The organism is Seinonella peptonophila (assembly GCF_900129355.1).
GTDB lineage: Bacteria > Bacillota > Bacilli > Thermoactinomycetales > Thermoactinomycetaceae > Seinonella > Seinonella peptonophila.
Map to the genome: position 1 here is coordinate 73708 of NZ_FQVL01000007.1, position 23936 is coordinate 97643.

At 38.4% G+C, this 23936-nt stretch carries 20 protein-coding genes; 11 read left to right on the forward strand and 9 right to left on the reverse strand.

The features are described 5' to 3' along the window. Window positions 1-53 precede the first annotated feature (53 nt). The 4 genes from BUB71_RS12085 to BUB71_RS12100 form a co-directional block, all read right to left on the reverse strand. Window positions 54-530 (reverse strand): SRPBCC family protein, encoded by a 477-nt coding sequence (locus BUB71_RS12085; RefSeq protein WP_073155091.1) that lies wholly within the window; start codon window positions 528-530, stop codon window positions 54-56. Then, window positions 527-874 (reverse strand): metalloregulator ArsR/SmtB family transcription factor, encoded by a 348-nt coding sequence (locus BUB71_RS12090; protein WP_073155092.1) that lies wholly within the window; start codon window positions 872-874, stop codon window positions 527-529. Before BUB71_RS12090 ends, BUB71_RS12085 begins: the two co-directional genes overlap by 4 nt. 630 nt (window positions 875-1504) lie before the next feature. Next, on the reverse strand, window positions 1505-2386 hold the full coding sequence (gene htpX, locus BUB71_RS12095) for a zinc metalloprotease HtpX (RefSeq protein ID WP_073155229.1): 882 nt from the start codon (window positions 2384-2386) through the stop codon (window positions 1505-1507). An 18-nt stretch (window positions 2387-2404) separates the two neighbouring features. After that, window positions 2405-2965 carry a LemA family protein gene (locus tag BUB71_RS12100; protein WP_073155093.1) on the reverse strand — a complete coding sequence of 187 codons (561 nt, stop codon included), beginning with the start codon at window positions 2963-2965 and terminating at the stop codon, window positions 2405-2407. 381 nt (window positions 2966-3346) lie between these two features. On the opposite strand from BUB71_RS12100, the gene BUB71_RS12105 reads away from it, so the two are divergent. Beyond that, a complete protein-coding gene (locus BUB71_RS12105) occupies window positions 3347-4348 on the forward strand; it encodes a hypothetical protein (protein ID WP_073155094.1) in 1002 nt (333 codons plus the stop codon). Window positions 4349-4472: 124 nt separating this feature from the next. Here the strand turns inward: BUB71_RS12105 and BUB71_RS12110 are convergent, their stop codons facing one another. After that, window positions 4473-4955, reverse strand: a complete 483-nt coding sequence (locus BUB71_RS12110) for a hypothetical protein (RefSeq protein WP_073155095.1) — start codon at window positions 4953-4955, stop codon at window positions 4473-4475. Between the two features lie 911 nt (window positions 4956-5866). Here BUB71_RS12110 and BUB71_RS12115 point away from each other — a divergent pair. Continuing rightward, window positions 5867-8458: a hypothetical protein gene (locus tag BUB71_RS12115; RefSeq protein ID WP_139279084.1), complete on the forward strand. Its 2592-nt coding sequence runs from the start codon at window positions 5867-5869 to the stop codon at window positions 8456-8458. A 181-nt stretch (window positions 8459-8639) separates the two neighbouring features. Further along, window positions 8640-9863, forward strand: coding sequence for an MFS transporter (locus BUB71_RS12120; RefSeq protein WP_073155097.1), 1224 nt, complete (start codon window positions 8640-8642; stop codon window positions 9861-9863). Window positions 9864-10200: 337 nt separating this feature from the next. Here the strand turns inward: BUB71_RS12120 and BUB71_RS12125 are convergent, their stop codons facing one another. Next, the gene (locus BUB71_RS12125; protein WP_073155098.1) at window positions 10201-11259 is read right to left on the reverse strand and encodes a hypothetical protein; all 1059 of its coding nucleotides are present in this window, start codon (window positions 11257-11259) and stop codon (window positions 10201-10203) included. Window positions 11260-11566: 307 nt separating this feature from the next. Here BUB71_RS12125 and BUB71_RS12130 point away from each other — a divergent pair, with 307 nt between their 5' ends. Further along, on the forward strand, window positions 11567-12121 hold the full coding sequence (locus tag BUB71_RS12130) for a dihydrofolate reductase family protein (RefSeq protein ID WP_073155099.1): 555 nt from the start codon (window positions 11567-11569) through the stop codon (window positions 12119-12121). A 566-nt stretch (window positions 12122-12687) separates the two neighbouring features. Here the strand turns inward: BUB71_RS12130 and BUB71_RS12140 are convergent. Then, the gene (locus BUB71_RS12140; protein ID WP_073155101.1) at window positions 12688-13191 is read right to left on the reverse strand and encodes an HXXEE domain-containing protein; all 504 of its coding nucleotides are present in this window, start codon (window positions 13189-13191) and stop codon (window positions 12688-12690) included. A 511-nt stretch (window positions 13192-13702) separates the two neighbouring features. Between BUB71_RS12140 and BUB71_RS12145 the strand changes: the two genes are divergently transcribed. The 3 genes from BUB71_RS12145 to BUB71_RS12150 all read left to right on the forward strand — a co-directional run bounded on the left by BUB71_RS12145 (window position 13703) and on the right by BUB71_RS12150 (window position 16956). Beyond that, complete coding sequence (locus BUB71_RS12145) at window positions 13703-15109, forward strand: catalase (protein ID WP_084731501.1); 1407 nt, start codon at window positions 13703-13705, stop codon at window positions 15107-15109. Window positions 15110-15520: 411 nt separating this feature from the next. Beyond that, window positions 15521-15673 (forward strand): hypothetical protein, encoded by a 153-nt coding sequence (locus tag BUB71_RS19610; protein ID WP_175552358.1) that lies wholly within the window; start codon window positions 15521-15523, stop codon window positions 15671-15673. Window positions 15674-15840: 167 nt separating this feature from the next. Next, window positions 15841-16956 (forward strand): slipin family protein, encoded by a 1116-nt coding sequence (locus BUB71_RS12150; protein ID WP_073155103.1) that lies wholly within the window; start codon window positions 15841-15843, stop codon window positions 16954-16956. A gap of 328 nt (window positions 16957-17284) precedes the next feature. On the opposite strand, the gene BUB71_RS12155 is transcribed toward BUB71_RS12150, so the two are convergent. Together BUB71_RS12155 and BUB71_RS12160 are read right to left on the reverse strand one after the other, a co-directional pair. Continuing rightward, window positions 17285-17908, reverse strand: coding sequence for a hypothetical protein (locus tag BUB71_RS12155; RefSeq protein WP_139279085.1), 624 nt, complete (start codon window positions 17906-17908; stop codon window positions 17285-17287). A gap of 242 nt (window positions 17909-18150) precedes the next feature. Then, window positions 18151-18831 (reverse strand): CPBP family intramembrane glutamic endopeptidase, encoded by a 681-nt coding sequence (locus BUB71_RS12160; protein ID WP_073155105.1) that lies wholly within the window; start codon window positions 18829-18831, stop codon window positions 18151-18153. Window positions 18832-19435: 604 nt separating this feature from the next. Between BUB71_RS12160 and BUB71_RS12165 the strand changes: the two genes are divergently transcribed. The 4 genes from BUB71_RS12165 (at window position 19436) to BUB71_RS12180 (ending at window position 23648) form a co-directional block, all read left to right on the forward strand. Further along, window positions 19436-20335 (forward strand): alpha/beta hydrolase, encoded by a 900-nt coding sequence (locus tag BUB71_RS12165; RefSeq protein ID WP_175552359.1) that lies wholly within the window; start codon window positions 19436-19438, stop codon window positions 20333-20335. Between the two features lie 612 nt (window positions 20336-20947). After that, window positions 20948-21124: a hypothetical protein gene (locus BUB71_RS19615; RefSeq protein WP_175552360.1), complete on the forward strand. Its 177-nt coding sequence runs from the start codon at window positions 20948-20950 to the stop codon at window positions 21122-21124. Window positions 21125-21288: 164 nt separating this feature from the next. Beyond that, window positions 21289-22035, forward strand: a complete 747-nt coding sequence (locus BUB71_RS12170) for an MBL fold metallo-hydrolase (protein ID WP_084731507.1) — start codon at window positions 21289-21291, stop codon at window positions 22033-22035. 842 nt (window positions 22036-22877) lie between these two features. After that, window positions 22878-23648 (forward strand): nucleotidyltransferase domain-containing protein, encoded by a 771-nt coding sequence (locus BUB71_RS12180; RefSeq protein ID WP_073155108.1) that lies wholly within the window; start codon window positions 22878-22880, stop codon window positions 23646-23648. Window positions 23649-23936 lie beyond the last annotated feature (288 nt).

Sequence of the window (23936 nt, forward strand, 5' to 3'; positions counted from 1 at the left end):
AATTTTGTTCATAACATCGCTTGAAGTTGCATGGGTCTTTGCAGACATATGCTTTACTCCGACGTCTCTGAGGACGTAAGTACACTGGAAAGCCGATTCAAACTTTGATTCATTCCTGGTGTTATTCCTTTAATGGCACTGAGTAACTCTGGAACAGACTTTAAAACTGATATCTGCAAAGTAAGCTTTGTCTGAGTGTCGTACTCTTCAAATAACAGTGTATAACGCACTTTAATCTGAGGTTTACCTTCTTCGTCTAAAAAAGAGCCCCCTGAAAAGACCAACTTTTCAGGTTCATCCACTTCATGAAATTCACCTTGATATGGGTAGGCAGTACCATCAGGAGCCAGCATATCAAGATAAATAGCTCCACCTGGATATGGTTCCAGTTTATAGATTTTATTTCCATATCCATCAGGCCCCCACCATTGTGCAAAGAGTCGTGGGTTCGTCCAACCTTTAAATACAACTTCTCGCGGTTGATTGAAAACACGAGTCAACGTTAATTCTTGTGTGTGATCATTTGTCATGGCACGTCATCCTCACTCGTTTTATTTTTTTGAATTTCCTTCCATTCTGCTGCTAACACTTCATCCAAAGCATCTAAGCGATGGATCCAATAATGTCTCATTTTTTGAAACCAACTTTCCAATTCAATCATTGCCTCTGTGTTAATACGATAGATTCGTAGCTGAGCTCTTCTTTCCACATACACCAATTTCACCTCACGAAGTACCTTTAAATGTTGAGAAATTGCTTGAGGGCTGATTGTGAAATGAGCATAGATTTCTGAAGCTGATAATTCTTTATTTTGTGCAAGCATCTCTAAAATTTGGCGCCTTGTCTGATCCGCAAGTGCAGTAAATAGATCCATTGGTTATTAAAATACAATTCGCTCCTTTCAGCTCTAATAAACGAATCGAAATAAGTTAATAAAGAATCGATTTAATTAAGTGGTTGCTTAATTAAAAATCACTCTAAATCCATCTCATACCTATTGAGTATAATGTGTTCGCTGTTTGAACAAGTGTTGTGTATCGTCAATCGGGATTTCGGCAATTTTAGTGGTTCAACTATTGATCATAAACTTTCTGTAATTCGGAAATATCGATTTTTTTCCATCTCGAAAATTTTAAAAAATAATAACAAAAGGCTAAATGAACCAATGTCCTTTATATAACTTTATTCATAATCGTAATATATCATTTTACCGACCGAACTACAATAACATATGTTCGTTTTTTTATAAACATCTGCATTCAGATCCCATTTCGCTAGATAAGGAGTAGAAAAACATCTTATATCCTACATCCACATGATAAATTGCTTATTTTATTTATTCAATTGTGTTCATATAATCAAACTCGGATTTTTGAATAAGGCATGCCGCTATGAGGGAAATTCTAACTTACTCAAGCTATTCATTCGATGTTCTTTTCCATATTCTAGGAAGAGTTTGCCCACCTTTATTAATCCACTGATGTAGCTTCATCTCATCTACGTATTACATTTGCTCCAAACGTGAAATGCGTTCTTCTACTGGTGGATGAGTTGAAAAAAGAGTTTGTATCTTTTTTTTGAACGGATCAGAGAAATAGAGCATGGCGGAAGAAGGATTAGCTGAGCGAACGGGTAGATCAATCCCTGCTATTTTTCGAAGTGCAGAAGCTAGGGCTAATGGATTTCTACATAATTCTGCTCCTGATGCATCCGCTAAATATTCGCGATTTCTGGAGATGGCTAATTGAATATAGGTCGCGATGATTGGGGAGAGAATGAGGAGCAGTAATGAGACAATCAGCAAGATCGGATTTTGTTTTTGATCGTTACGATTGTTACCACTCGAGAAAAACATAAACCTACTGCCTATACTACTTAAGAGTGCAACTACAGATACCAATGCTAGGACAATAGTAGTCAGACGAATATCATAATTTTTAATATGGGCAATTTCATGCGCGATGACGCCCTCTATTTCTTCACGATTCAGGATCTCCAGCAATCCTGTTGTAACAGCAACAGCTGCATTTTCTGGAGAGATCCCTGTCGCAAAAGCGTTTGGACTGGGATCATCAATGAGATATATTTTGGGTCGAGGAATTCGAGCAACCATGGATAAATTTTCAATTGTATGCCATAAGAAAGCATATTGCTGCGGCTCAGTTACTTCGATCGCGCCATTCATGGACATCACGATCTTCGTGCTGGAGGCAATCATAATAATAGAGTAGATCAGTCCAATTACTCCAGCAATGATAAGACCAGAAAGCCAGTCACCTGTTTGAGTATAAGTAACAATTGAACCAACCAGGAGTAAGAATACTACAAACAGACCTACAAGTAAAACAGTCTTCCATTTATTTTGTTGAATCTGTTTATGTAGTATCATTTGAATCCCTCGCTCTTAAAATTGAACTTTAATGGGTTCTTGCTCTTCTTTCGCAGTGGTTAGCATGTTTTGCTTTGTGAATTTGTGTACTGAAGCTACAAGATTACTTGGAACGGTTTGGATCTTGTTGTTATAGTCTAAAACAGTCTTGTTATAGAGTTGTCTGGAATAAGCAATTTTATTTTCAGTACCTACTAATTCTTCTTGTAGTTGATTGAATTGTTGATTTGCTTTTAAGTCAGGGTAGCTTTCGGAGAGCGCAAATACTTGACGGAGTGCACCAGATAGAGCATCATTTGCCTGCATCTGCTCATTTCTCGAAACATCCAAAGTAGGTGAGCCTATTTGGTTACGTGTTTCAATGACTTTTTGTAGTGTTTCCTGTTCGTGTTTTGAATAACCCTTTACAGTCTCCACGAGATTAGGGATTAAATCATATCGCCGTTTCAATTGCACTTCGATTTGCGCCCAAGCTTCCTCAATCCAGTTTCTTAACTTCACAAGTGAATTGTACGTTAACATCCAAAAAAGCCCAACAATCACAATGATGGCAATTACAATTATTAGTCCGAACATAACTGACTCCTCCTTAATCATTCAGTGCTAGTATATGTAGACTTCTATTTTATATTTGTCTATTTTTATTTACAAAGATATGCTAAGTAGATGAACAAATCAGAAAGGAAATGTCTAGTAGAGAAAACAAGAAAACGGATCACTTTTGAATCAAATGGTTGATCTCTCAACCTAATAGCTTTGAACTACTCTGTCGGTATAAAGTATCCTAAGTTCAGTGGATACGTCTTTTCAGACCTATTTAGACGTTTTTTGTTTATCTAACTGATTCTATTCATCAAGGAAATGCAAATATGATAAATAATCATTTGAAATTTCGTTTTCCAATTTATATTTGATTTATAATATCTATTGAATAAAAAAATGGAGAGGGTGAATGAGATGAAATCGGGTTATAAACCATTAAAAGGCAGAATTTCATTAGTAAGTTCATTGCCAAATATAAGAGAAGATGAGGCGGCGCGGCGGGAATGGATCAGCCCAGAACAGGATGCGGCATTAAGCAAACTTTGGGCACAGATGATGGAGAAAAACCCCAATAAATACCGTGATCGTGATTCGAAAACAAAAGCCCCTTTAAAGCTATACTATCATCAGATTGGGCAACCGGATGTAGAAGGAAATATCAATGTTGAGATTGGGGAAATGTCACCCAAAGATTTTTATCCATTAGATTGGCTAGAAACAAATCAAATGAAAAAAGATGAATATAATTTATCCCCAGAGGAATGGAAATTATTAGAAAGCATTGGCCAAAAGGGTCTATTAAATCCATCTTCTATATTGAGAACGAATGATGGTAAGGATAACTATGGTCTAATGGGGAAAAATACAGCTGTTGAAAATGAATTTCAATGTATCGGAGCGGCATTGCAGCCCATTCCAGGTACAGACCCGCCTCAATTTAATTTGGCAGAAAATGTGCGGGATGGGGTCAAAAGAAAAACGGCTCTTGATGATAAACAAATAGGAGAAGTTCGAGCAATTGGGGTCTCGAATTGGAGAAAATCTGATAAAGGACCCACTCATACAACGGTTATATATGAAACACAATTGCCAAATAAATCAGCTGATCAGCTACGACAACATGTAGAAGAACATAGCCCACAACTTTCAACTACAATATCTATAGATCCAAAAGATAGAAAAGAATCGAGAGAATGGATCAAACAGCTTCCAAAAACAGGACAAAGATCTTACTTGGTAGGGGTTGTCAAGGCTAGATATCTTGAAAAGATGAAGGCTTCCGTCAGAGCAACAGTGCCAAGAATACAGCAAATATTTAAACCAAAAAAAATATCGAATCAGGTAAAGAGTTTCTTTAGTTCAGACTTACATCGTGGTTTATCGACCCCTAGCAAGCCAGATGGACGTGATCGTTAATAATATAGAGTAGGTCTTGCCTGAGTGATTTTGCAAGTTCTCAAAAAAAAAAGAATCTAATACAAAAGTTGCTGACCATCTTGCTATGTCAGCAGCTTTAGCCTCTATAAAGGCTATTTTTAATTTAATCCTCATCAAACATCTGTGTAGGTACTCCTAAGATTGAAATAAATTCATTATTCTCTAATGTTTTTTCAATCCAATTGATCAATGATTGTATGAGCTGAATCATATCAGAAATGTTCTGGTTTAAGTTTTTAGCAAACTGTGTTTGAGAATCATCAAATCCAAATCCTATATGGGAATTAATTTGTTGGATATTGGGTTTATTCTTTAAAATTAATAAGATTCGATTGAATTCAGTTATAATCTTTCTCCAAGTTTTATGATCTATATCATTGTTTGAGGAATATTCAAATGAAGGATATTGCTTCATAATGGATTGGATCAACATTCCAAAAGGTTCTTCATCTAAGAAAATGGATCCATCATTCCAGTGAAGTCCTGTATACTTTCCAGGCTTTATTTCTATGTAATCATTTTCATCTAATTCTTCGGCATTATCGATGGTGGGAGCGATTTTGTATGACCAAGAATAAATGATCATCGCGATGCCTTCATTGACCGCTTTATCATACCGTTCTAACTCTTCCGACCCTTCATATCGCTCACGATTTACAAGCTGCTGATCCTCAATTTGTACGATTTTTCAACCTTCTATATGAATGTATTTACGAGCTTCCATTAATGCTGATTTTTGACTATTTGAACGTACCCAGCAATTGATAAATGCACCTTCTCACTCATCTGATTCGGGATTGTCTGGGGATGGTACTGCTTCAACCATAATAAGTTGAACTACTACCACCTACAGAGGTGGTAGGTTCCTGCGAACACCAGACCAACGTCCAGTTATCTTAGCAGGCTCTACCCGCCGTCCCAGCGGTGAAAACAAAGTATGCTCTGCTATGCTCCCTACTTTCGCTTGGTTTTCGCAACTTCGGTGAGCTGGGTGGTTGAAGATTTTACGTTACTGACCCTTTCCAGCAACAACCCCATATCTTCAGTTTTCAAAGAGCTACAACTATTCTAACAAAAAAAGTGGTTCTAAGCATTCCCACAAAAGGGATACCGAACCACGTCCCATTCACCTCACCGCTTGTAGAAGCGGGAGTACTCTTGGACGAATTTGGATAGATAGTCTTCATTGTATGAATCACTCCTCTATATTTTATTATATTAGGAGTAGATTGATATTTGAAAGGAACATAAAACAATATTATTGGTTAAATTCAATTCATTTATAAATATATTAATTTTATGTTATGTGATTTGCGGGAATGATGGTAAAAGGTAACTAGCGATTATACTATGATGAATTTACTGCTCAAAAGACTCTTTCTTATTCGTACATAGCTCATCCAATTGCTTTATAATCCTCTTCAATTCATGTTATGAATAGGATAAAGATGAATTGAAAAAAAAGTGTTCGTTTCACTAGAGAAAGGTTGGATGGTGTTGACAGGGTTAAATTATCATGTTGTCATTCCATGGCGGGATCATCATGGGCAAGGAGAACAGACATCGATTACTGCATTGGATTATCTGAAACTGCTCGCAAAAAAAGATAATGGGTATGCTTTGTTAGCGGTTTGCTTTGGGGTGATACAACAATTACATTTAAATATAGGGAGTTCCGAACTCTTCAACTACTTTTTAAAACGAGCACTGCTTAATGAAGATGTATGTTTTCTTGAAGCTTGGCAATTGGGACGAATCATAGCTGGAAAACAACTTCGAGCAAATGATTTTTTTACAGATCAGTCAAACGAAAGAACAGGTAAAACAATACCAATCTATAACAACCCATTACAAAATCCAACAAAAGCCTACTTTACTCGTGAATCTGACGAGGTCATCGAAGAGCGACTCCATTCATTTTTTTATCATTTTACCTGTGCTTTTATAGAAAATCGACGAGATGAGGAAATAGTATTACAACTAGGTAGTGAACTAAATTTGCACAAACAATTGGTCGATTATAAGCCACGAGGTGATTCTCTTGTGTTTGCAGAAGCGAGTATTGTGCATTTTTTTCCTGAAGTACTTTCTAAAGTGATGGTAATGGAGGCTAAAAATCCATGGGAGATTTTTTATCAGGGAGGAAAAACAGGTCCTGATCAGTCCAATCCTCTATTTTCTAAAATCTCTCAAGCAGGGAGACACTTTTTTAATCCAAGTCCACAAGATATTTATTCTGTGTTTAACCCCTTTTCAGCAAACGATTTCCCACAGTTTGCACCTGTTTCAGACATTTCATCCTTTTTTAGGGATGCCGTGAGAAAAAGGCAATTATCATCTATCAGATCCTATTTTCGTGGTTATGATGATCGTGAGCAAGGGCGTACGAGTGAAGTGGGGATGTATGACACTACTTATTTTACCTCTACGAACGATTGGAGAGAATTTTACAAAATTGGTTACGAACAGAGACAAAAAGAATTAGTCTTACAAGCTTGTTATCCTGTACTTGATAAAATTATTCAGGCAAATCGAGGAGATCTGTTGTACCTATTTTTTAGAGGAGGAAGAAATGAAGCAAGTACGTCTAGTGAGTTGTCTGATCAGACGCTAAAAACCATTTATGAAGCAGGTAAACAATTTTTTAATCGAGACGAAGCACTGCTCCATGAAGAGTTTATGAATGCTAGTCAATCACTAGCACTATCTGAAGAAGCAAGCTCCCCCGATATACACCCTGATTTTGCTCAAGCAGTAAAAGATCAGAATTTGGAAGCCATCGAAGCTTTTTATCGAGGATATGAGGTAAATGATAAAACAGGTGGACAAGAAAAGATTTTGAGAAGTTTAATTCCTGTTGATAAAAATCTAGAAGTATCTCCAGAGATTTTGGCTATGTTCGCTTTAGGATACACATTTGGAGGACGTGTGAATAAAAGGTTACGACCAAATATTATTCAACGATTATCTACAAACGCACAGCCAGTAGTAGATGAATGGTTTAGGATTCCGACATTAAAAAAAAGGGAAAAGCTGAATTTTGATGTACCCTTAAACATTGTGCAAGATAAAAGGGGGATCAAAGTCTTTGGTCAAAAAACACAAATGACCACTGGGGAGTATATGAAAGCACTCATTGCAAATAACAATGGATATGGATTATTAGCTGTTTGTTTTGGTGTTATGGATGAATTAGGGATCGGATCTCTCATCACTTCAGAATTATATAACCGGGCTAAGTATAAAATGGACGAATGCTTTAAAGAATGCTTTTTAGTAGGTAAAAAGCTAGCTGGAAATACTGATTATGACGAATATTTATTTACAAATGAAACGGAGATTAGAGAGGGGAAAACGATCCCTTTTCAAAAGAGACTAGATGTTCCAACAGATTTAAATAGTAATGTTGAATCATATTTCGAAGGTCTAATCAGTTCTTTTATCAAAAGGTTTATGCAATTTTTTGTAGTTACTAAAGAAGATTATGCAAACGCAAATATTATTAATGGTGATAACAGTGCATTTCAGATGGCAACACTACAGGGTCATCTTTTTGCTAAACAAGCAAGTCATAATCTGCATCTGATTCCAGACATTTTAGAGCAAATAGTTGAAAAAGATAGGGCAGATCTACTAGTGGTCTTCTTAAAGGGTGGTAGAACCGATGATCCACTCGATTTTCGTATTTTAGGAGATACGAACTTATCAAAAATCTATGACGAGGGGAATCGCTTTTTTCATTCAAAAGGTACAGTTTCCACAACGAAAATAACAGTAACGGAAATGTCTCATCAATCGACCGATTCTCAAATTCCACTTGAATTTCAAGAAGCCGTAAAACAAAATCAAATAGCTGCAATTCGGGACTTTTTTCGAGGGTTTAATGATCGTTATCAGAAGCACGAAAAAGAGGGCACTGAATCTTTGAAGAAAAATTTATATAATTTGGGTTATGAATTTGCAGATAAACAGCTTTTTCCAAAACAAGAGTCCAAAGTAGCAATAGAAAGAAGACAGCTCCACGAAGAGCCCTATGTTCCTTCAGATGTAATCAGACCGTCATCACGTGAAGCGACTAAAGGAAAATAATAAAATAATCATCTAATATTATGTTATATTTGAATAAGTCCAATAAGCCCATCTTACAACCAACTGTTCAGGTTGTAATCCAGGTCCTGGAGCGATCCATTCACAACAAAGAATTGGAAACTGGTCGGTTTTTCTGGGACATGAGATGGGTTGGTTCGTTCAATGCTCTAGGAGGAGCAACATGCAATTCGGTAAGGAGATGGGATTACCTCATCCCAACATCAAACAGCGTCTTCGTGCAATGAAGACACGCCACCGCTGGATGAACCGAAAGGTTTTTCTGGCCGACACAGTAGCCATGCTGCTTGCCTTCCACGGTTCCTGGATGGCTCAGGGAGTCAACCGATTCCTCGAGCAGTCTTTGGGAGGAGGATGGCTCCCGCTGATCGTACTCGCGTACTACCTTTTCGGAGAGCTTGCAACCGTTCTCAGTGGGGGCATTATCAACTGGGTCAACGCCAAGCGATTCGCAGTTGCCATGATGAGCGTCATGGCCGGTAGCGTCATCATCATCGCAAACGCGACCACACCACAGTGGCTGCTGGCTGGGTACAGCATCTACACAGCGTCACATTTCCTCGGGTTCACAGCAATTGCGACGATCTGTCGCATGAGCCTTAACTCAGATCCCAATCTTCATCGACGAGGTGTCTCCTTCTACGGAGGCTATTGCTACCTCGGCGGAGCGGGAGCCGGATATGCCATCAATCTGGTACTGTCTGATGACATGTACCGGTGGAACCTGATCGCCGTTACCACTGCACTAATCGGCATCTTCCTGCTGCTCTTCGTCAAGCTCCCTCAGGAGATGAATGAAGAGGTTACAAGCAATCGGAAGTCGTTCACGCCCCTCGGCTTCTGGCATCAGCTGTTCGACACTCGGGCAATCAGGGTGATTTGGCCCTATGCCTGTATTATCGCAGGCAACACCATTCTGATTAACTACCTTCAGTTCTCACTGGAGGCAGGAGCAGATTGGGTACTCACCCTATACTACTTAACCTGTGCTTTTGCAGGGGCGGTACCTGTACGAACCGCAGAGCGGAAGAATGACTGGGTCGTTTCGCTCTTGAGCTACGTTGCTGCTGGTGGAAGTATGGGCTGCTTCTTCATCGGCGGACTCACACTTAGTGTCGTGGGCGTAGTCCTACTCGGTCTGGCGATCGGGATGGGAAGGGTAAGTGCTTCCCAGCTCGGTTACATGGAGGCAGGGCTCACCGGACGAGGTGTTGCTGCATTCTATGAATCAGGCATCAAGATCGGACAGATCGTCGGCGCGTTCCTAGGTCTGCTTCGTCCGTTCATCGGTGATAATCTGATCTGGATTTCACCGCTTCCATTGCTCATACTCGCCATCGTCTATACGGCGTGGCAGAAGAAGCAAAGATTTACTGCTGAAAAGTAGCCTCAATGAGACTGCGCTAATTGAAGAATAATCGCATAAAGGGTAAAACAACTACAACTAAAGATGACGTGTACAGCAAGTCCTCCTTGAACGAATTGACCCCGAAAGTTCCAAAACTCAGCATAAAACAAGCCTAAATTAAGGCTTATCATGTTGGATGTAACGTTCATGTCGGAAATGCGTTTCCGAAAGTAGTTCATCCAAACAAAGCAACGCATTGTTTTCCAGCGTTCTTTGTAAAGAGTCGCCCATCTGGGCGTTCTTTTTGATGAATGGTCTGATAATTTAGACATCAATAAAGATAACTCAGCTAAATGATTTTAAAGTAAAAACTATTCTATTGACTCTTATCTCTATCATTTTCTTTTCTTCGCTCGAGAATGCTACGTGCAAAATCCAGATCAGGATAACGATCAAAATTTAATTTACCAAATTTCCACTCATTTGCTTGAGTTACTGTGTCTATACCAAGGATTTGATTTGTTGCGTGATGAAGTAATGGCGGATTACGATGACCTTCAACCAATTCACAAAATTTATCCCAGGTTTCAAATGGAGCTGTGGAAAGGTATTCTTTCCTATATTTCGAATTACGAGTTCTAAACAGTTTGCCCAAAAGGGATCTTCTATGTTTTGTTTCAGTATCCTTTATTTCATTTATTTCTTTGAGAATAAATTTTGCTTCTAAAGATACAGCATTCTCACATTCACGATAACAATTTTCTAGGTTTTCTGGACTAGATCTCCCTTCAGAGTAAGGATTTGAAATATTTTCATGAAGTCCATGAAAACTTTCTATTATTGGATAATACTTTTGATCAATAAATGATGAAAGGGAATCTGAATTTACAAGAAACTTAGAAACGCAGGCCATAAATGGGAAAATATCTTGTTCACTCTCATAATCAAAGGAATGGGAGGTTACCTTTTTTTTGATTGCCGATGCAAGATTTTTCCAATTCATATGCCAATCGGGATTTTCTGCACCTAGCCCACTAGCAAGTTTCTTATGCGCTTGCATAATTATTGGCTTAAAGGTATCTAAAAATTCATTAGAATGGGGCTTGCGGGCTTCTAAGTCTGTGAAAATCTGTTGCCAGTCATTTTGTTGCATAATCTCCAATTCAGCTTCATAATCATCGTGGTCAAAGTTTCCATAATTGGTTCCATATAGTTTAGTCAATGCTGTACTGAGTATCTCTAATTGATAGGGTTGTAGGAATGAGGGATCTTTACTAAATTGAACAATCCAATCAACCACTTGTTCATAATCAGCTACAGCTTGTTCGAACTGTTCGGAAGATAACAAATGAGGGCGTTTTTTTAACAACTTGTCTAACAAATCATAGTTTATCCTTGGGGTTTTAGGGTCACTATCATTCATTTCAAATGGCAAAAAAGTCACCTCTTAAAAAATAGCTTTATATTGATAGAATAGACACAATAATGTATAAAAACAATAGCAAAATCAATTTATCAAACTGAAAACCTCATTTTAGCAATTCTAACCAGCGCACAATTGAAGCGTTTTTTAAATATTGCTTATTGAATTAGTAGAGAATGAGAAGTGAGAGGTATCCATTAAATTACCACTTTGGGAATGTTCTTAGTTGTAGCATGTGAATTTTTGTTACGAATATGACACTAGTTGACATATTTAAGCTTCATAATGGATCGTAGAACAACGAAAGGAGCAACTCATCATGGAACGAAAAATCATTTTAGATTTAGCAATTACTTTAGATGGTTTTATTGAGGGAAAGAATGGAGAAGTTGATTGGTGCATTATGGACGCTGAAATGGGGTTTATTCATTTCTTAAATCAAATTGATACGATCTTGTATGGAAGAAAGAGCTATGATTTATGGGGTCAATTTACTCCAGGAATTGAACAGAATGATGCCGAAAAAGAAATTTGGGATTTGGTTCATAGTAAAGAGAAATATGTGTTTTCCAGGACACGAAAAGCGACAGATGATAAGGTGAAATTCATCAATCATCATGTTGTTGAGGAAGTAAATCAATTAAAGAATAAGCCTGGTAAAGACATTTGGCTTTATGGGGGAGCAAGTCTCATTACAACTTTCATCAATTTAGGGCTTGTTGATGAATTTAGATTATCTGTGCATCCTGTTGTGTTAGGAGAAGGAAAACCATTGTTTATTGATATGAAACAACGGTTAAATTTGAAATTGCTTGATACAAGAAAGTTTTCCTCTGGCGTTGTGCAACTCATCTATCGTTCGAATAAGAAATAAAATGTAATACGCCCAATGGTAATTGACATTCTTTAAAGCATGGATGCGTTCACAATTACAGCATTTCTTTCGGGTTGTCCAATTTCGGGCAGCTTATTTTTTATATAGAGAATAATTTTTTGATGATAAATCAATTTAATAAACATATCTATAAAAGTCTTTTCTTTGTCCGCCATACGTTCGAGTTTGAATTGTGAATGTAGTATCAGAGAAGTCATATGAACTTTGTGAGAATCTTGAGCCTTTTATTTTCGCTGTAGCATCATTAAGCCATCTATTATGCGTATGTCTGGTTGCGATATCAGTTGGAAGAGTCATCATAAGACAGAGGATGTTTAAAACTTTGCTGATCGATTAGATCTGACTGGCAAGCCAAGCGTCACCAGATACAGGATCAGTTACTTCTAAGGCCCCAATAGGCGCCGTGTAACAATATTTCTGCTGAAGTGATTACTTGGTGGGCTTTTTTGCACAAAAGTATCTTTTTACGACTATCTCAGCATCTCAAGAATTACCCATATGGGCTATCTAAATCACCATCATGACCAGGGGGTCATGATCAGATTTTAGATAGCATTCTGGCTAAAGACTTTTTTGCCAATGAAGAAAAGAATAGGTAAAGATAATAAAAGTACCAACACAGTAATAGGAGAAATGATCATAAATTTGTTATGGGTAATCCACTTGTCTTGAAAGGCTAAATATAACAATAAGAAATTGATAGGCAAATTGAATGCAATCCCTGTTCCTATACCTGGACAATATTGTCGCATAACAATGGTTGCCAGTAAGTGAGGAAAAAAAACATTTATCAACATTGCTAACATATATCCGCAATTTAAATAGACCCAAATACTTTCAGGCCCATAAGACCAACTAAGAAAGGTGAGTAGATAGGCAAGTGCTGTCAAAACGATCACAGCAAACCGAAATTCTTGTTTTCCTACTTTAGCATGCCATTTTCCTGCTTGTTGTGACCACTTTGGCAGCCAGATCGCTTCTTCTAAATTATGTAAGGTAGTCAAAATAGGGAACAGCCATTGGAGTTGCCAGAAAGATATATCAAACATTGTATCTCTCACCTCGTATCGCCTGTATCGAATGATAACAGCTAGATTGTCACTCCATTATACATGACTTGCTCAAAACCAACTTATGGATGGCCGAAGAATGAGCGAATAATGTAGTGAGTAATATGTTGATTACAATCATATTTAAATTGCTTTAAACATAATTTGAACAAGGACTCTAACATTCAACAAAAACATGCAACATTGCTAAATAAACCCTATGACGAGTGAGAAGGGACGGCAAAATTCCATATCAGACAAACAACTAGTGGAATGGCGCTGAAGCAGTAGTTTCTCATCGGGCAAACGGTTCGAGTCTCCGCTAAGCGTACACCAGAGAGGAGAGTTTTGCCGGGTCAAGAAAGCTGACAGAATGTGACAGCAGACACATGTTTGTAAGACCAGATCGGGGATTCGCTGTGAACCACGATTACGAGCAGATCACACGACTTTATTTACAAGCTGGGAAAATAAGAAAAGCATCTAAAAATCGATAAATCATGCTTTGATCATGAAGGGAAGATATTTTGTGAAAAAGTATTCAGCAAAAGATAAAGGTCTTAAAGATGTTTCTCACCCTGAAAAGTGGGAACAAGATGCTCCCGCTTCTTTGCATTCCCAAACTGTGGGGAAAAGAGGTCCTGTGCTTGAGCAGGATAATATTTTACATGAAACACTTGAAACGTTCATTCATGAAAAAATATTGGAACGTCCTGTTCATGTGAAAGGTTATGGTGCTTTTGGTTATTTTTATACCATTAACCCTATGACTGAGTTTACAAAGCTCTGTTTCTTACAACATCCTGGCGAGCAAGTCCCCGTTGCAGTTAGATTTTCACTTGCCGTAAGTACAAAAGGGACACCAGATACCTCACGAAATGTACGTGGATTTGCCACAAAGTTTTATACAGATGAAGGTATCTTTGATTTGATATGTAATCATCTTCCTGTATTTTTGGTTCGAGATGCCATTCGGTTTCCTGAGTCGATCAAAGCTTTTTTACCTTCACCAAAAAATAATCTGATCGATCCCGAGCGTTTCTGGAGTTTTGTAGCAAGAGCACCTGAGTCTACTCATTTTGTGGTTCGATTGTATTCAGATGCAGGTACAGCCAAGAGCTTACGACACATTCCAGGTCATGGTGTGAATACTTATGTGTGGCGAAATGCACAAAATGAGGTTACATATGTAAAGTATCATTGGATTCCATGTGCTGGTATTCAATATATTGACTATAAGGAAGCTGCATATTGGAGTGGGAAGGATCCAGATATTGCTGGAAAAGATTTATATCAGACCATACAAAGAGGAAATCCTATAGAATATCAATTATATGTACAGCTTATGAATCCTGTAGACGAAGCTCAACTCCCCTATGATCCACTTGATGATACGAAGGTCTGGGATGAACAACAGTATCCTTTCATGCTTGTTGGTCAAATGGTGTTAAATAGTAATCCGGAAAACTATATGGAACAAGTAGAAAAAATTGCTTTTTCACCATCGAATCTATTAGAGGGTGCAGAGTTATCAGCTGATAAGATGTTACAAGGACGTGCTAATATATATTGGGATTCTCAACGTCGTAGGCTTGGGTCTGATTTCCGAAAAATACCAATTAATCAACAGAAAAATTGGACCCCCGCTGATCTTGTAACAAGTGGGTATGGCAATCGTGTAAAAGGTCGCCTTACTCGCAGTGATATCCCCAAACAAGATAATTTCACACAAGCAGGTCAGTATTTTGATTCATTGGATATGTTAGGACAAAAACATCTCATCCAAAATCTTGCGCGAGATCTTGCTGGAATTTCCCACGAGATCCGAACGATTGTTTTAGAATATCTCTATCACTCCTCACAGGAACTAGGGGAACGTGTTGCCTATCAAATTGGCATGAAAGAAAGAGGAAGATAGTTGGCGATCATATTGGGTTTCTATCACTTTATGATATTCAGTTAGAAGATGTCTTTATCAGTAAAAACAACAGAATATATCAATATATCTTATATATAATTCCCTGTGCTTTCTAACTTGGATATGACATCAGTTGCTTTAATAATAAACAGATTATTTATTTTATTTAAACTCATTATATAAGGAATGATTCTATCATGTCGAATTGATTTCTATTCAATTTTATTTGTTTAGTATATAATTGAAAAAGTTCTCTTTCATATGCTTCAGATCTCAGAAAGGTCTAGCGGTGCCTTTGTTCTCTGAACCAAAGGTATGCCTGAAAGGTGAACTCACAATTATTCGAACGGTCAGAGGTTCAATTCCTCTATCGCCCAATCGGTGATTAGCTCAGTGGTAGAGCATTCGAAAATGGATTTTAAGGTTCGATTCCTTAATGGTTCTTTGGAAACCACATTAAAACTACTAGATGTAACCTTTCTAGATATTCCTTTAGCACCTGTTGCTTGTTGGCAGGTGCACCAAGATAGAGGCTTTGCAGTGAACGGATATCGGGCAAGATAAGGCAGTTCTTACGGACAAGCTCTTTTTTAGACTTGATCAGGGTTCCTTGGTCTATGTTTGAGATGGATCTGTCTGGTAACAATTGTCTGAAACTTGTCCTCAAGTTACACTCCGCTAATATTTTGGAAAGGGTTTCTAGAAAGGTTCTAATTTTTTGGGGTGGAAACATGTTAAGAGTAAAGATCCAAAATGATGAAAGAGGACTTCTTTTTAAAGATGGAAACTATATGAAGTGTCTGCAACCAGGGAAGTATTTTTATAATCCTTTTGTGAAATATAGCGTTGTGAAAGCAGATGTTAATCAGCCTTTTGATGGTGCAGGTAAAAATATCAATCTCTTTTTAGAAGATGAGGAGCTAGGAAAAGAACTAACGATTTTGGATGTTCAAGATTATGAGATTGCTATTCATTTTGAAGATGGAAAGCTTGTAGATGTATTAACAGCAGGCAAATATGCTTTTTGGAATGTATTGAAAAAGCATGAATTTATCATGGTAGACAAGAGAAATCCTGAGATTGATCCTAAGATCGATCTTTCCGTCTATAGTCATCCATTGATGTTTGAACATGTGACACACTTTCATGTGTTGAGCCATGAACAAGGTATTCTTTACTTTGACAATGTGGTACAGAAGATACTAGAACCAGGCATATACTCTTTTTGGAGAAGCCCGATTCAAGTAACTGTGCAAAAAATCGATTTGAGACAACAGCAGATCGATATGACTGGACAAGAGATGATGACAGCAGATAAGGTTTCCATGAGACTTAACTTCGTTTGTCATTATCGGATTACAGATCCACTGAAAGTCATGCAGATTAAGTCGTTTGAAGAACAGATTTATATTGCACTGCAACTGATTTTAAGAGAGTATGTTGGAATCATGAAGCTCGATGATTTGTTGCTTAAAAAGCAAGAAGTAGGTCAATATGTTTTGCAAAAGCTACAGGAGAAAAACAATGAGTATGGAGTGGAGTTTATCTTTGCAGGGGTAAAGGATGTGATTTTACCTGGTGATATGAAAGAAATTTTAAACACCGTCCTGATCGCAGAGAAACAAGCCCAAGCGAATGTTATTACCAGAAGAGAAGAGACTGCCTCTACTCGAAGTTTACTAAATACGGCTAAGTTAATGGAAGAGAATCAAACGCTCTATAGGTTAAAGGAACTAGAATTTTTAGAAAAAATCTGTGAGAAAATAGGTAATATCTCTCTAACAGGTGAAAATAATCTACTGGAACAGCTGAATCAATTGGTCGCGAGAAATACAAATCATAAATAAATGAAGGGTGATAGAACACGACAGCTCTACTTCCTAGAAGGCCTGGATCGGAGCGTTGCCGTGAAGCACGATCACGTGCTGGTCTCGCTTTGTCACCATCTTTTTCTCACATATTGAAAAGTATAGACCGATTCCGCCTTATCGATTGGGGATCAGTGGATTCAGTTAGCATGAAAATTCCGCTGTTAGGTAGATCTGGTATGATAGGGCAGTAGGTCAAGTGGAGTTTGATATTATTCCTAATATTATGCAAATTACCTCCGGAGCCTGGCACTCCGTAAAGCGCCAGTTCCGACACCCCGTGTGAAAGGAGGGTGTCATGGGTGGGTCAGTGGTGCTCGTTCAGCAGCATCACGATCGCGGCGAGCAGGTTCGCCTGAAGGGAGGCCCGCTTCCCCTGCGGGGCGTACGTGCCCTGCCCCTGAAGGCCCTTCCGGAGGTCCACCAGGATCCCGCCGATCGTGTCGAGCTGGCCAGCGATCGCCTTCGACGCGGGGGACTTCTTGATCTCGGAGATGATCTCCCTCGCGCGGTTCAGGTTCCTGAGGGACTCCTGCTTCTTCTCCTTGCTGACGCTGACGTCCAGCTTGGCGAGGAGGGAGAGCAGCGTGATCAGCCGGCTCGCCTCGGTTTCCTGCGGCGGCAGCTCGGCCTGGATGGCGGCGACCTGGTTGTCCGTCAGCTTCAGCATGTCGCTCTGCAGCAGGATGATGAACAGGTGACCGATGGCGTCCAGGTCGATCTTGTCGCCGTCGGTCTTCTCCGTGGCGAGCTGCTTCGTCGTGGAGGACTGGTTCTGCGAGACCTCCTGCATCTTCGACGAGACGTCGCTCGGCAGCTCCAGCACCCCGGCGGCGATGAGGAAGAGGGTCAGCTCCAGGTTCCTGATCATGTCGGACTTGCTGAGCTGCTGGTTCGAGTGGGTCATGTGCACTCCTTGCTTGAGCACCATTCACTTCCTACCTTAAAAGGCAGGTGGCTTCTCGGATGAAGCACCTGAATGGTTCGATAAAATTATCATATCATGAAAAAAGATAATTGTGCTAGAAGATATAAAACTGGGATTATATTCAATACATGAAGTATAGCGTTTAAAGTACAAGAAACGTTTTCGTTCGGAAATCTAATGTTTTATACTCCATACCTTTAGAATTAATTTATATACCGAATATTCATATCAGATCAATTCATTGATTATGAATGACGACTTTTCTTTAGGAATGCTAATAAACGAATATCGATTAAAAAATGCAGTATCATACAGACTACAATCGACTTTGTCCAAACGAAAATGACAGCGAGTAAAAAACCGAGCATACTTGTTACGATGACACCTCGCCATCCTTGATACCAATGTGCCATCCCAAAAATGATGGTAGAAAAGAGAATGGCTAGCCAGATTGGGATGTGCCAATAATCAAGGAATAAGTACAGCAAATAGACCCGAAAGAGCAACTCTTCGCAGAATCCTGCTGAAAATGATAAAAATGCCCATCCCCACTTATCTTTTGTGGTTGCGGGAAGAAAATCTTGATAGAGCTCTAGTTGTAAAACCATTCTTTTGCGAAACGGCTCATTGATGAAAGCCAAGAGAATAGGAACGAATGACCCTACTATCGAACCAATCACTAAATAAAGAGGGAATCCATCGAAAGAATGCCACCAATCAATTTTTATTTGGTAAAGATAACTGATCATAAAAAAGTAGAGTGTAATACCCCAGAGTATTGCCCCCCACCTTATATATAAAGCAAAGCGTTTTGTAGGAGTTTGTTTTACTTGGAAAATAAATTTTTGATAACTCTTTTTTCCCCACCAAGGTTCAATGATAAGTAAATATAAAAACAAGATATGTATAAGAATAAACTGAATCATAGGAATCATCCCTTAGATTTTAATAGTAAAGATTGAAAGCTGTCAATGTACCTATTTTTTAACAGTCTTTCCATAAGCGTATCTAGCGATAAAACCTAATTAGTACCAGGTCATTTGTGCAAAAAGTCTAATCATAATTGACAAATTATTGTATGATTGACTTGTACTATAATATGATATCAATTGCAAATTAAATAAGAATCAACACAATCGATCGATCACCCACACAACCTACCTGCACAGTTCGAATTTCCTCAAATTTTAGTATGTCAAATGGAAAGTTTCTTTTCTCTCACTATGAATGAAAAAAACTTAGCTTCGAAACGAATTCAAAGAAAATGATTTAGAAGGGGGCACATGATTACGGGAAATATCCATTAAGCTAAAGTGAGAAGTTATCATTCAGTCGGTTCTAGATCATAAGGACAGATGGCTATTTCCGTAATGTAAGTCGATGATTCGAATAGTTAATCATAATCTGAAGAATAATTTACTTTCAATGAGGATCGGGTTCATTGTTGTATTGACATGTATGCTGGCTTTATCTACATTTATCTCACTTTCAACGACAAAAGTCGAGGCAGCCGCAAACGGTGGCAAAGTGATGAGTGAGAAATGGCGTGATGATCGGACACTTGAGCTAACCATATCAAGCCCATCTGTTGAAGGGACAAAAAAAGTCCTGCTTTTACTTCCCAAGAGTTGGTCAAAAACAAGTGATCAGAAATGGCCGACATTATGGCTTTTACATGGTGGGGGAGGTAACCAGGTAGATTGGCTTAAAAATACTGATGTAGCGTCACTGACAAAAAATCTTGACTTGATCGTTGTCATGCCTGAGACAAGCGATTGCAGTGCCTATTCTGATTGGTGGAACGATGGAAAATTGGGGAAACCTGCTTGGGAGACCTACTTAACAAAAGATGTTCGGGAAATCCTCGAATCTGGCTATAAGGCGAATGAAAATCGTGCAATAGCTGGACTCTCTATGGGTGGATTAGGTGCTTTAAAACTAGCAGCGAATCATCCAAAGATGTTTCAGGCTGCTGCATCATTTAGTGGAAACGTAGATATTCTTCATCGATATAACAATAGTCTAACAGGCCCTGACTATCCAGGTCTCGGTTGTATTTCAAAATGGAAGAGCATCAATGACTGGAAACGAGTCTGGGGAGACCCACAGGTTCCCGCTCAAAAAGAGATCTGGAAGCGAAATAATCCTTATGATCAAGCAGAAAAATTATCACAACTTCATTACCTGTATGTCTCCAGTGGAACTGGTTTTGGAAGCCCTCTAAAAGTAGGGAATCAATTTGACTTGATTGAACAAGAAGTAAATCGACAAGCGCATGGATTAGTGGAGAAACTCAATCAATTGCATATACCTGTTGCTTCTCATTTTTATAGTGGAAACCACAGTTGGCCATACTGGAAACAAGAATTACACAAAGCATTACCAGGGATCTTAAACGCTCTACATGTGGATGGCGATCATAAACAGTGAGAAGAAAACCTCCGTTCAAATAACGGAGGTTCCAGACTGAAGAAAAACCAATATTTTGGTTAAAAATCATGGAAAATAAAGCATGTTTAAAGGAGGAAATGCTTTGCAATCTAGCCCGACTTTCAGGCACTACCAAGCCACGACTGTGTAGCGAAGAATAGATGGTAGTACTGTCTGCGCACGCCGTGCACAAGTTTCGCTAAGCAGCTAACGCTGCAAGTCTCACTATGACGCGATAGCCGAGTTGATACCACCCTGAGCGAGCAGTCGTGGCGCCTTGAATACTTCTATGCAGCCTGAACTGGAGGCATCCATCTTTTTTTCAATAACACGGAGTGCATAAAGCTTGACTCACAGAAATGAAGGCGACTTATACTTTGTCCACAAGCTGAAACCTCCGTTCAAATAACGGAGGTTCTTATGTTCATGCAATAATACGGCATTATGAGAGAAGGAGATTGATCTAATATTTTGTGTTTAAATTTGAATATTCAGGGTATCATTAAATATAATTGGTTAACTATGTAACATTTTGCTAGTTGTAAATGAATATTGGTTAATTTCATGTTGTTATTTATCTTAAAGCTTATTTGAGAAAGGAGATATGCAAATATGGGACTCAAAGATTATTTCAAAGATATATTGAGAGAGAAGGCCACTGAGGCCGTGGTAGAAGTGGTTCAGGAAGGATATGAGTCCACAACAAAGAAGCCAACAAAATCAGAAGGGGAAGCATTAGAAGATGCAACGGACGCTATCACGCCGGAGCAAGAAAATAGAGAGCGTTAAACAAAAAGTGAAAGTACATAAAGAAGTGAGTTATTTATGAACATAAGTCAATTGTTTAGATTGAAAGTGAGGATAAGAGAGCTACGTGTTTGATCAAACCGAGGTACATTGAGATAATTTGCTAGACTTCATATAATCATTTTCTATTTAGAAAGTGGGATTAGATGATGAAATGGACAGTACTTGGGTATCAGTCACCATACCCAGGAGAAAATGGTGCTACTCCTGGGTATCTTTTAGAAGAAGACTCATATCGTGTTCTGATTGACTGTGGCAGTGGCGTTTTGGCACAGCTTGCTAATTATATAGAACCATATCAGCTTGATGCTGTGATTTTATCGCATCTTCATCACGATCATATAGCCGATTTTTTTGTGTTGCAGTATGCAATCATGTTAGCCATGAAAAACGGTTGGAGAAAAAAAGCGCTTCCTGTATGGGCTCCTTCCAGCCCAGCAAAATGGTATAAACAGTTATCATATAAAACATGGATTGATCTAAACCCAATTCAATCCGACTCTTCTCAAAAAATTGGACCTTTTGATTTTCATTTTTATCAGACAGATCATGGGATTCCCTGTTATGCAATGCAAATCTCAAATGGTAAAACTAAAATTCTTTATGGTGCAGACGCAGGGCCACAGACTGACTGGAAGCGAATGTCCATAGAGCCCGATTTATTTATCTGTGAAGCAACTTTTTTAGAGGCAAATCGACCTGAGCATCTAAGCGGTCACCTTACCGCAGGATTGGCAGCAGAAGCAGCAGCACAAATCGAAGCAAAACACTTGCTGTTAACCCATTTATTCCCTAGCATGGATCCCATGCAAGTAAAAAAGGAAGCAATACAGCGTTTCGAAGGAATTTGCGACGTAGCAGAATTGGGTTGGTCAATCACAATGGCTAAGTGAGTGAAACATGTAGCCAATTTTAGTAATATGGAGAAATAACATTTAATAACTAAAGGAAAGAATTGTATTCGGTATAATATGCTCATCAATCAAGCGTGTATCGATTGCACCAGCGAAAGTAGAGTGTTTTAAATGCCGTGACATGGGCTAGATGCAGTGAACAAGCGCTTTAGGATAAAGGGGTTTAGATATGTTAAGGTTGTTTAAATTTGGATGTTTACTTCTGATTTTAATTATTGCTTTAACTATGGGGGCCGTACTGTTTACATCAATTATGACACCTAGATAAAAGGTTCAATTTGATGGGTATCGATCAGTTGGTATGGTTCAGATTTATTTATTCTAGCAAGCTCAGCTTTAGTAAAACTCTATCAATTAGCCATCTATTAGTGGGAAAACTCATTGATAGATGGCTTTGGTAGTCTATGCGAAAAAAGAGGATATATAGGGTTACTGGTTGCGAGACATTCGAAAGGGATTTCGAAAATCTTTAAATAGGATCCATTGTAGAATATAGAGGCAGTGCATGGCGATTCCCAATGTATAGTCTTGGAAGAAATAGCTAACAAAACCCCCTAATGGTAACGTAATTGTTAGTAGGACATTGATAAAATATTTTTGCCAATAAGAATTTCTCAATCGAAATCTTGTATATAAGAAAAATAAAATTGCTAGTATATAAATGCCATATTCTGAGTGCATCATTTGGTTCATGAAGTTCTCCATTATCGAAAACCTTTCTAAGTTTGTTCGTTTAAATAATTCTATATAATAAAACGAACAGAGTAAAGAAATCTTCTACTTCATTACAAAATATGGGTAAATAATGAGGAGGTGAATCGATGGAAAGATTGAATATCATAGATAGTCATCTAGCTTGGTTAGAGGAGCGGACGATCCTGCTAACGCTGACGGGAAGCTATGCATATGGAACAAATGTTGAAACATCTGATCGAGATTATAAAGGGGTCTGTATCCCACCGATTGAATATTATTTAGGATTAGATGCTTTTAATGAATACCATAAGAGTGGTGGGAAGAACTTTCGAAATACAAAAGATGATCTGGACATCACTATTATTCATATTAATAAATTTGTAAAAGATGCGATGCAAGGGGTGCCAAATAATATTGAGATTCTTTTCGTTAGGAAAGACGATTATATAAAAGTTACGCCATTAGGGAAGCGTCTGATTGATCATCGTCACCTATTTTTGTCAAAACAGATCAAGGTGAAATTTGGGGGATATGCTTTCTCACAAATTCAGAAACTGAAGACAAAAAAAGAGCATCAGACAGGGAGACAAGATGTGATCCAACAATTTGGCTATGATACGAAATTTTTTATGCATAGTATACGTTTATTAACAAGTGCAATTGAAATTTTAGAGACAGGGGATTTTTGTACTTACCGTCCCAATCGTCAATTATTACTCGATTGTCGGAATGGTCGTTATACATTTGAAGAGGCGCTAGAGATGGTGGATTACTATGATCAGCAGTTAAAACAGGCATTTGAGAAATCAGAACTCCCTAAAAAACCCGACTATCACAAAATCAATCATTTATTAATTGAAATAAACCAGACAGGCTTAGCTTTGAAGAATGCCTGATTGAGATGTTAGTCAAATACGAAAGGGATTAACTTTTGTATTTGAAAAATTACCATTTGAAGAGGTGGTAGATTCTTGATCTTAACTGCGGCTCTACCTCAGCTTAGCGATGCAAACGAAGCATGCTCTGGTAGCTCCCTGTTACGCTTGGTTTTCATCTAAGCACATTTTCCTCACTGCTTGTAAAGTGAGGTTCCTTGATTATTGATTGAAAACTTAAATATGATCATACATGACAACTTGGGATAAATTTTTTTGGAGATTTCACCAGTGAAAATAGAATTTTGA

Bases quoted from the DNA above. Each gene is read 5' to 3' on its own strand.
- BUB71_RS12155 (WP_139279085.1), bottom strand. From the start codon at position 17,908: ATGGTGCTCAAGCAAGGAGTGCACATGACCCACTCGAACCAGCAGCTC.
- BUB71_RS19615 (WP_175552360.1), top strand. From the start codon at position 20,948: ATGGGACTCAAAGATTATTTCAAAGATATATTGAGAGAGAAGGCCACT.
- BUB71_RS12160 (WP_073155105.1), bottom strand. From the start codon at position 18,831: ATGATTCAGTTTATTCTTATACATATCTTGTTTTTATATTTACTTATC.
- BUB71_RS12165 (WP_175552359.1), top strand. From the start codon at position 19,436: ATGAGTGAGAAATGGCGTGATGATCGGACACTTGAGCTAACCATATCA.
- BUB71_RS12090 (WP_073155092.1), bottom strand. From the start codon at position 874: ATGGATCTATTTACTGCACTTGCGGATCAGACAAGGCGCCAAATTTTA.
- BUB71_RS12110 (WP_073155095.1), bottom strand. From the start codon at position 4,955: ATGATCATTTATTCTTGGTCATACAAAATCGCTCCCACCATCGATAAT.
- BUB71_RS12085 (WP_073155091.1), bottom strand. From the start codon at position 530: ATGACAAATGATCACACACAAGAATTAACGTTGACTCGTGTTTTCAAT.
- BUB71_RS12105 (WP_073155094.1), top strand. From the start codon at position 3,347: ATGAAATCGGGTTATAAACCATTAAAAGGCAGAATTTCATTAGTAAGT.
- BUB71_RS12120 (WP_073155097.1), top strand. From the start codon at position 8,640: ATGCAATTCGGTAAGGAGATGGGATTACCTCATCCCAACATCAAACAG.
- BUB71_RS12100 (WP_073155093.1), bottom strand. From the start codon at position 2,965: ATGTTCGGACTAATAATTGTAATTGCCATCATTGTGATTGTTGGGCTT.
- BUB71_RS12180 (WP_073155108.1), top strand. From the start codon at position 22,878: ATGGAAAGATTGAATATCATAGATAGTCATCTAGCTTGGTTAGAGGAG.
- BUB71_RS12170 (WP_084731507.1), top strand. From the start codon at position 21,289: ATGATGAAATGGACAGTACTTGGGTATCAGTCACCATACCCAGGAGAA.
- BUB71_RS12145 (WP_084731501.1), top strand. From the start codon at position 13,703: ATGAAGGGAAGATATTTTGTGAAAAAGTATTCAGCAAAAGATAAAGGT.
- BUB71_RS12140 (WP_073155101.1), bottom strand. From the start codon at position 13,191: ATGTTTGATATATCTTTCTGGCAACTCCAATGGCTGTTCCCTATTTTG.
- BUB71_RS12150 (WP_073155103.1), top strand. From the start codon at position 15,841: ATGTTAAGAGTAAAGATCCAAAATGATGAAAGAGGACTTCTTTTTAAA.
- BUB71_RS19610 (WP_175552358.1), top strand. From the start codon at position 15,521: ATGGATTTTAAGGTTCGATTCCTTAATGGTTCTTTGGAAACCACATTA.
- BUB71_RS12130 (WP_073155099.1), top strand. From the start codon at position 11,567: ATGGAACGAAAAATCATTTTAGATTTAGCAATTACTTTAGATGGTTTT.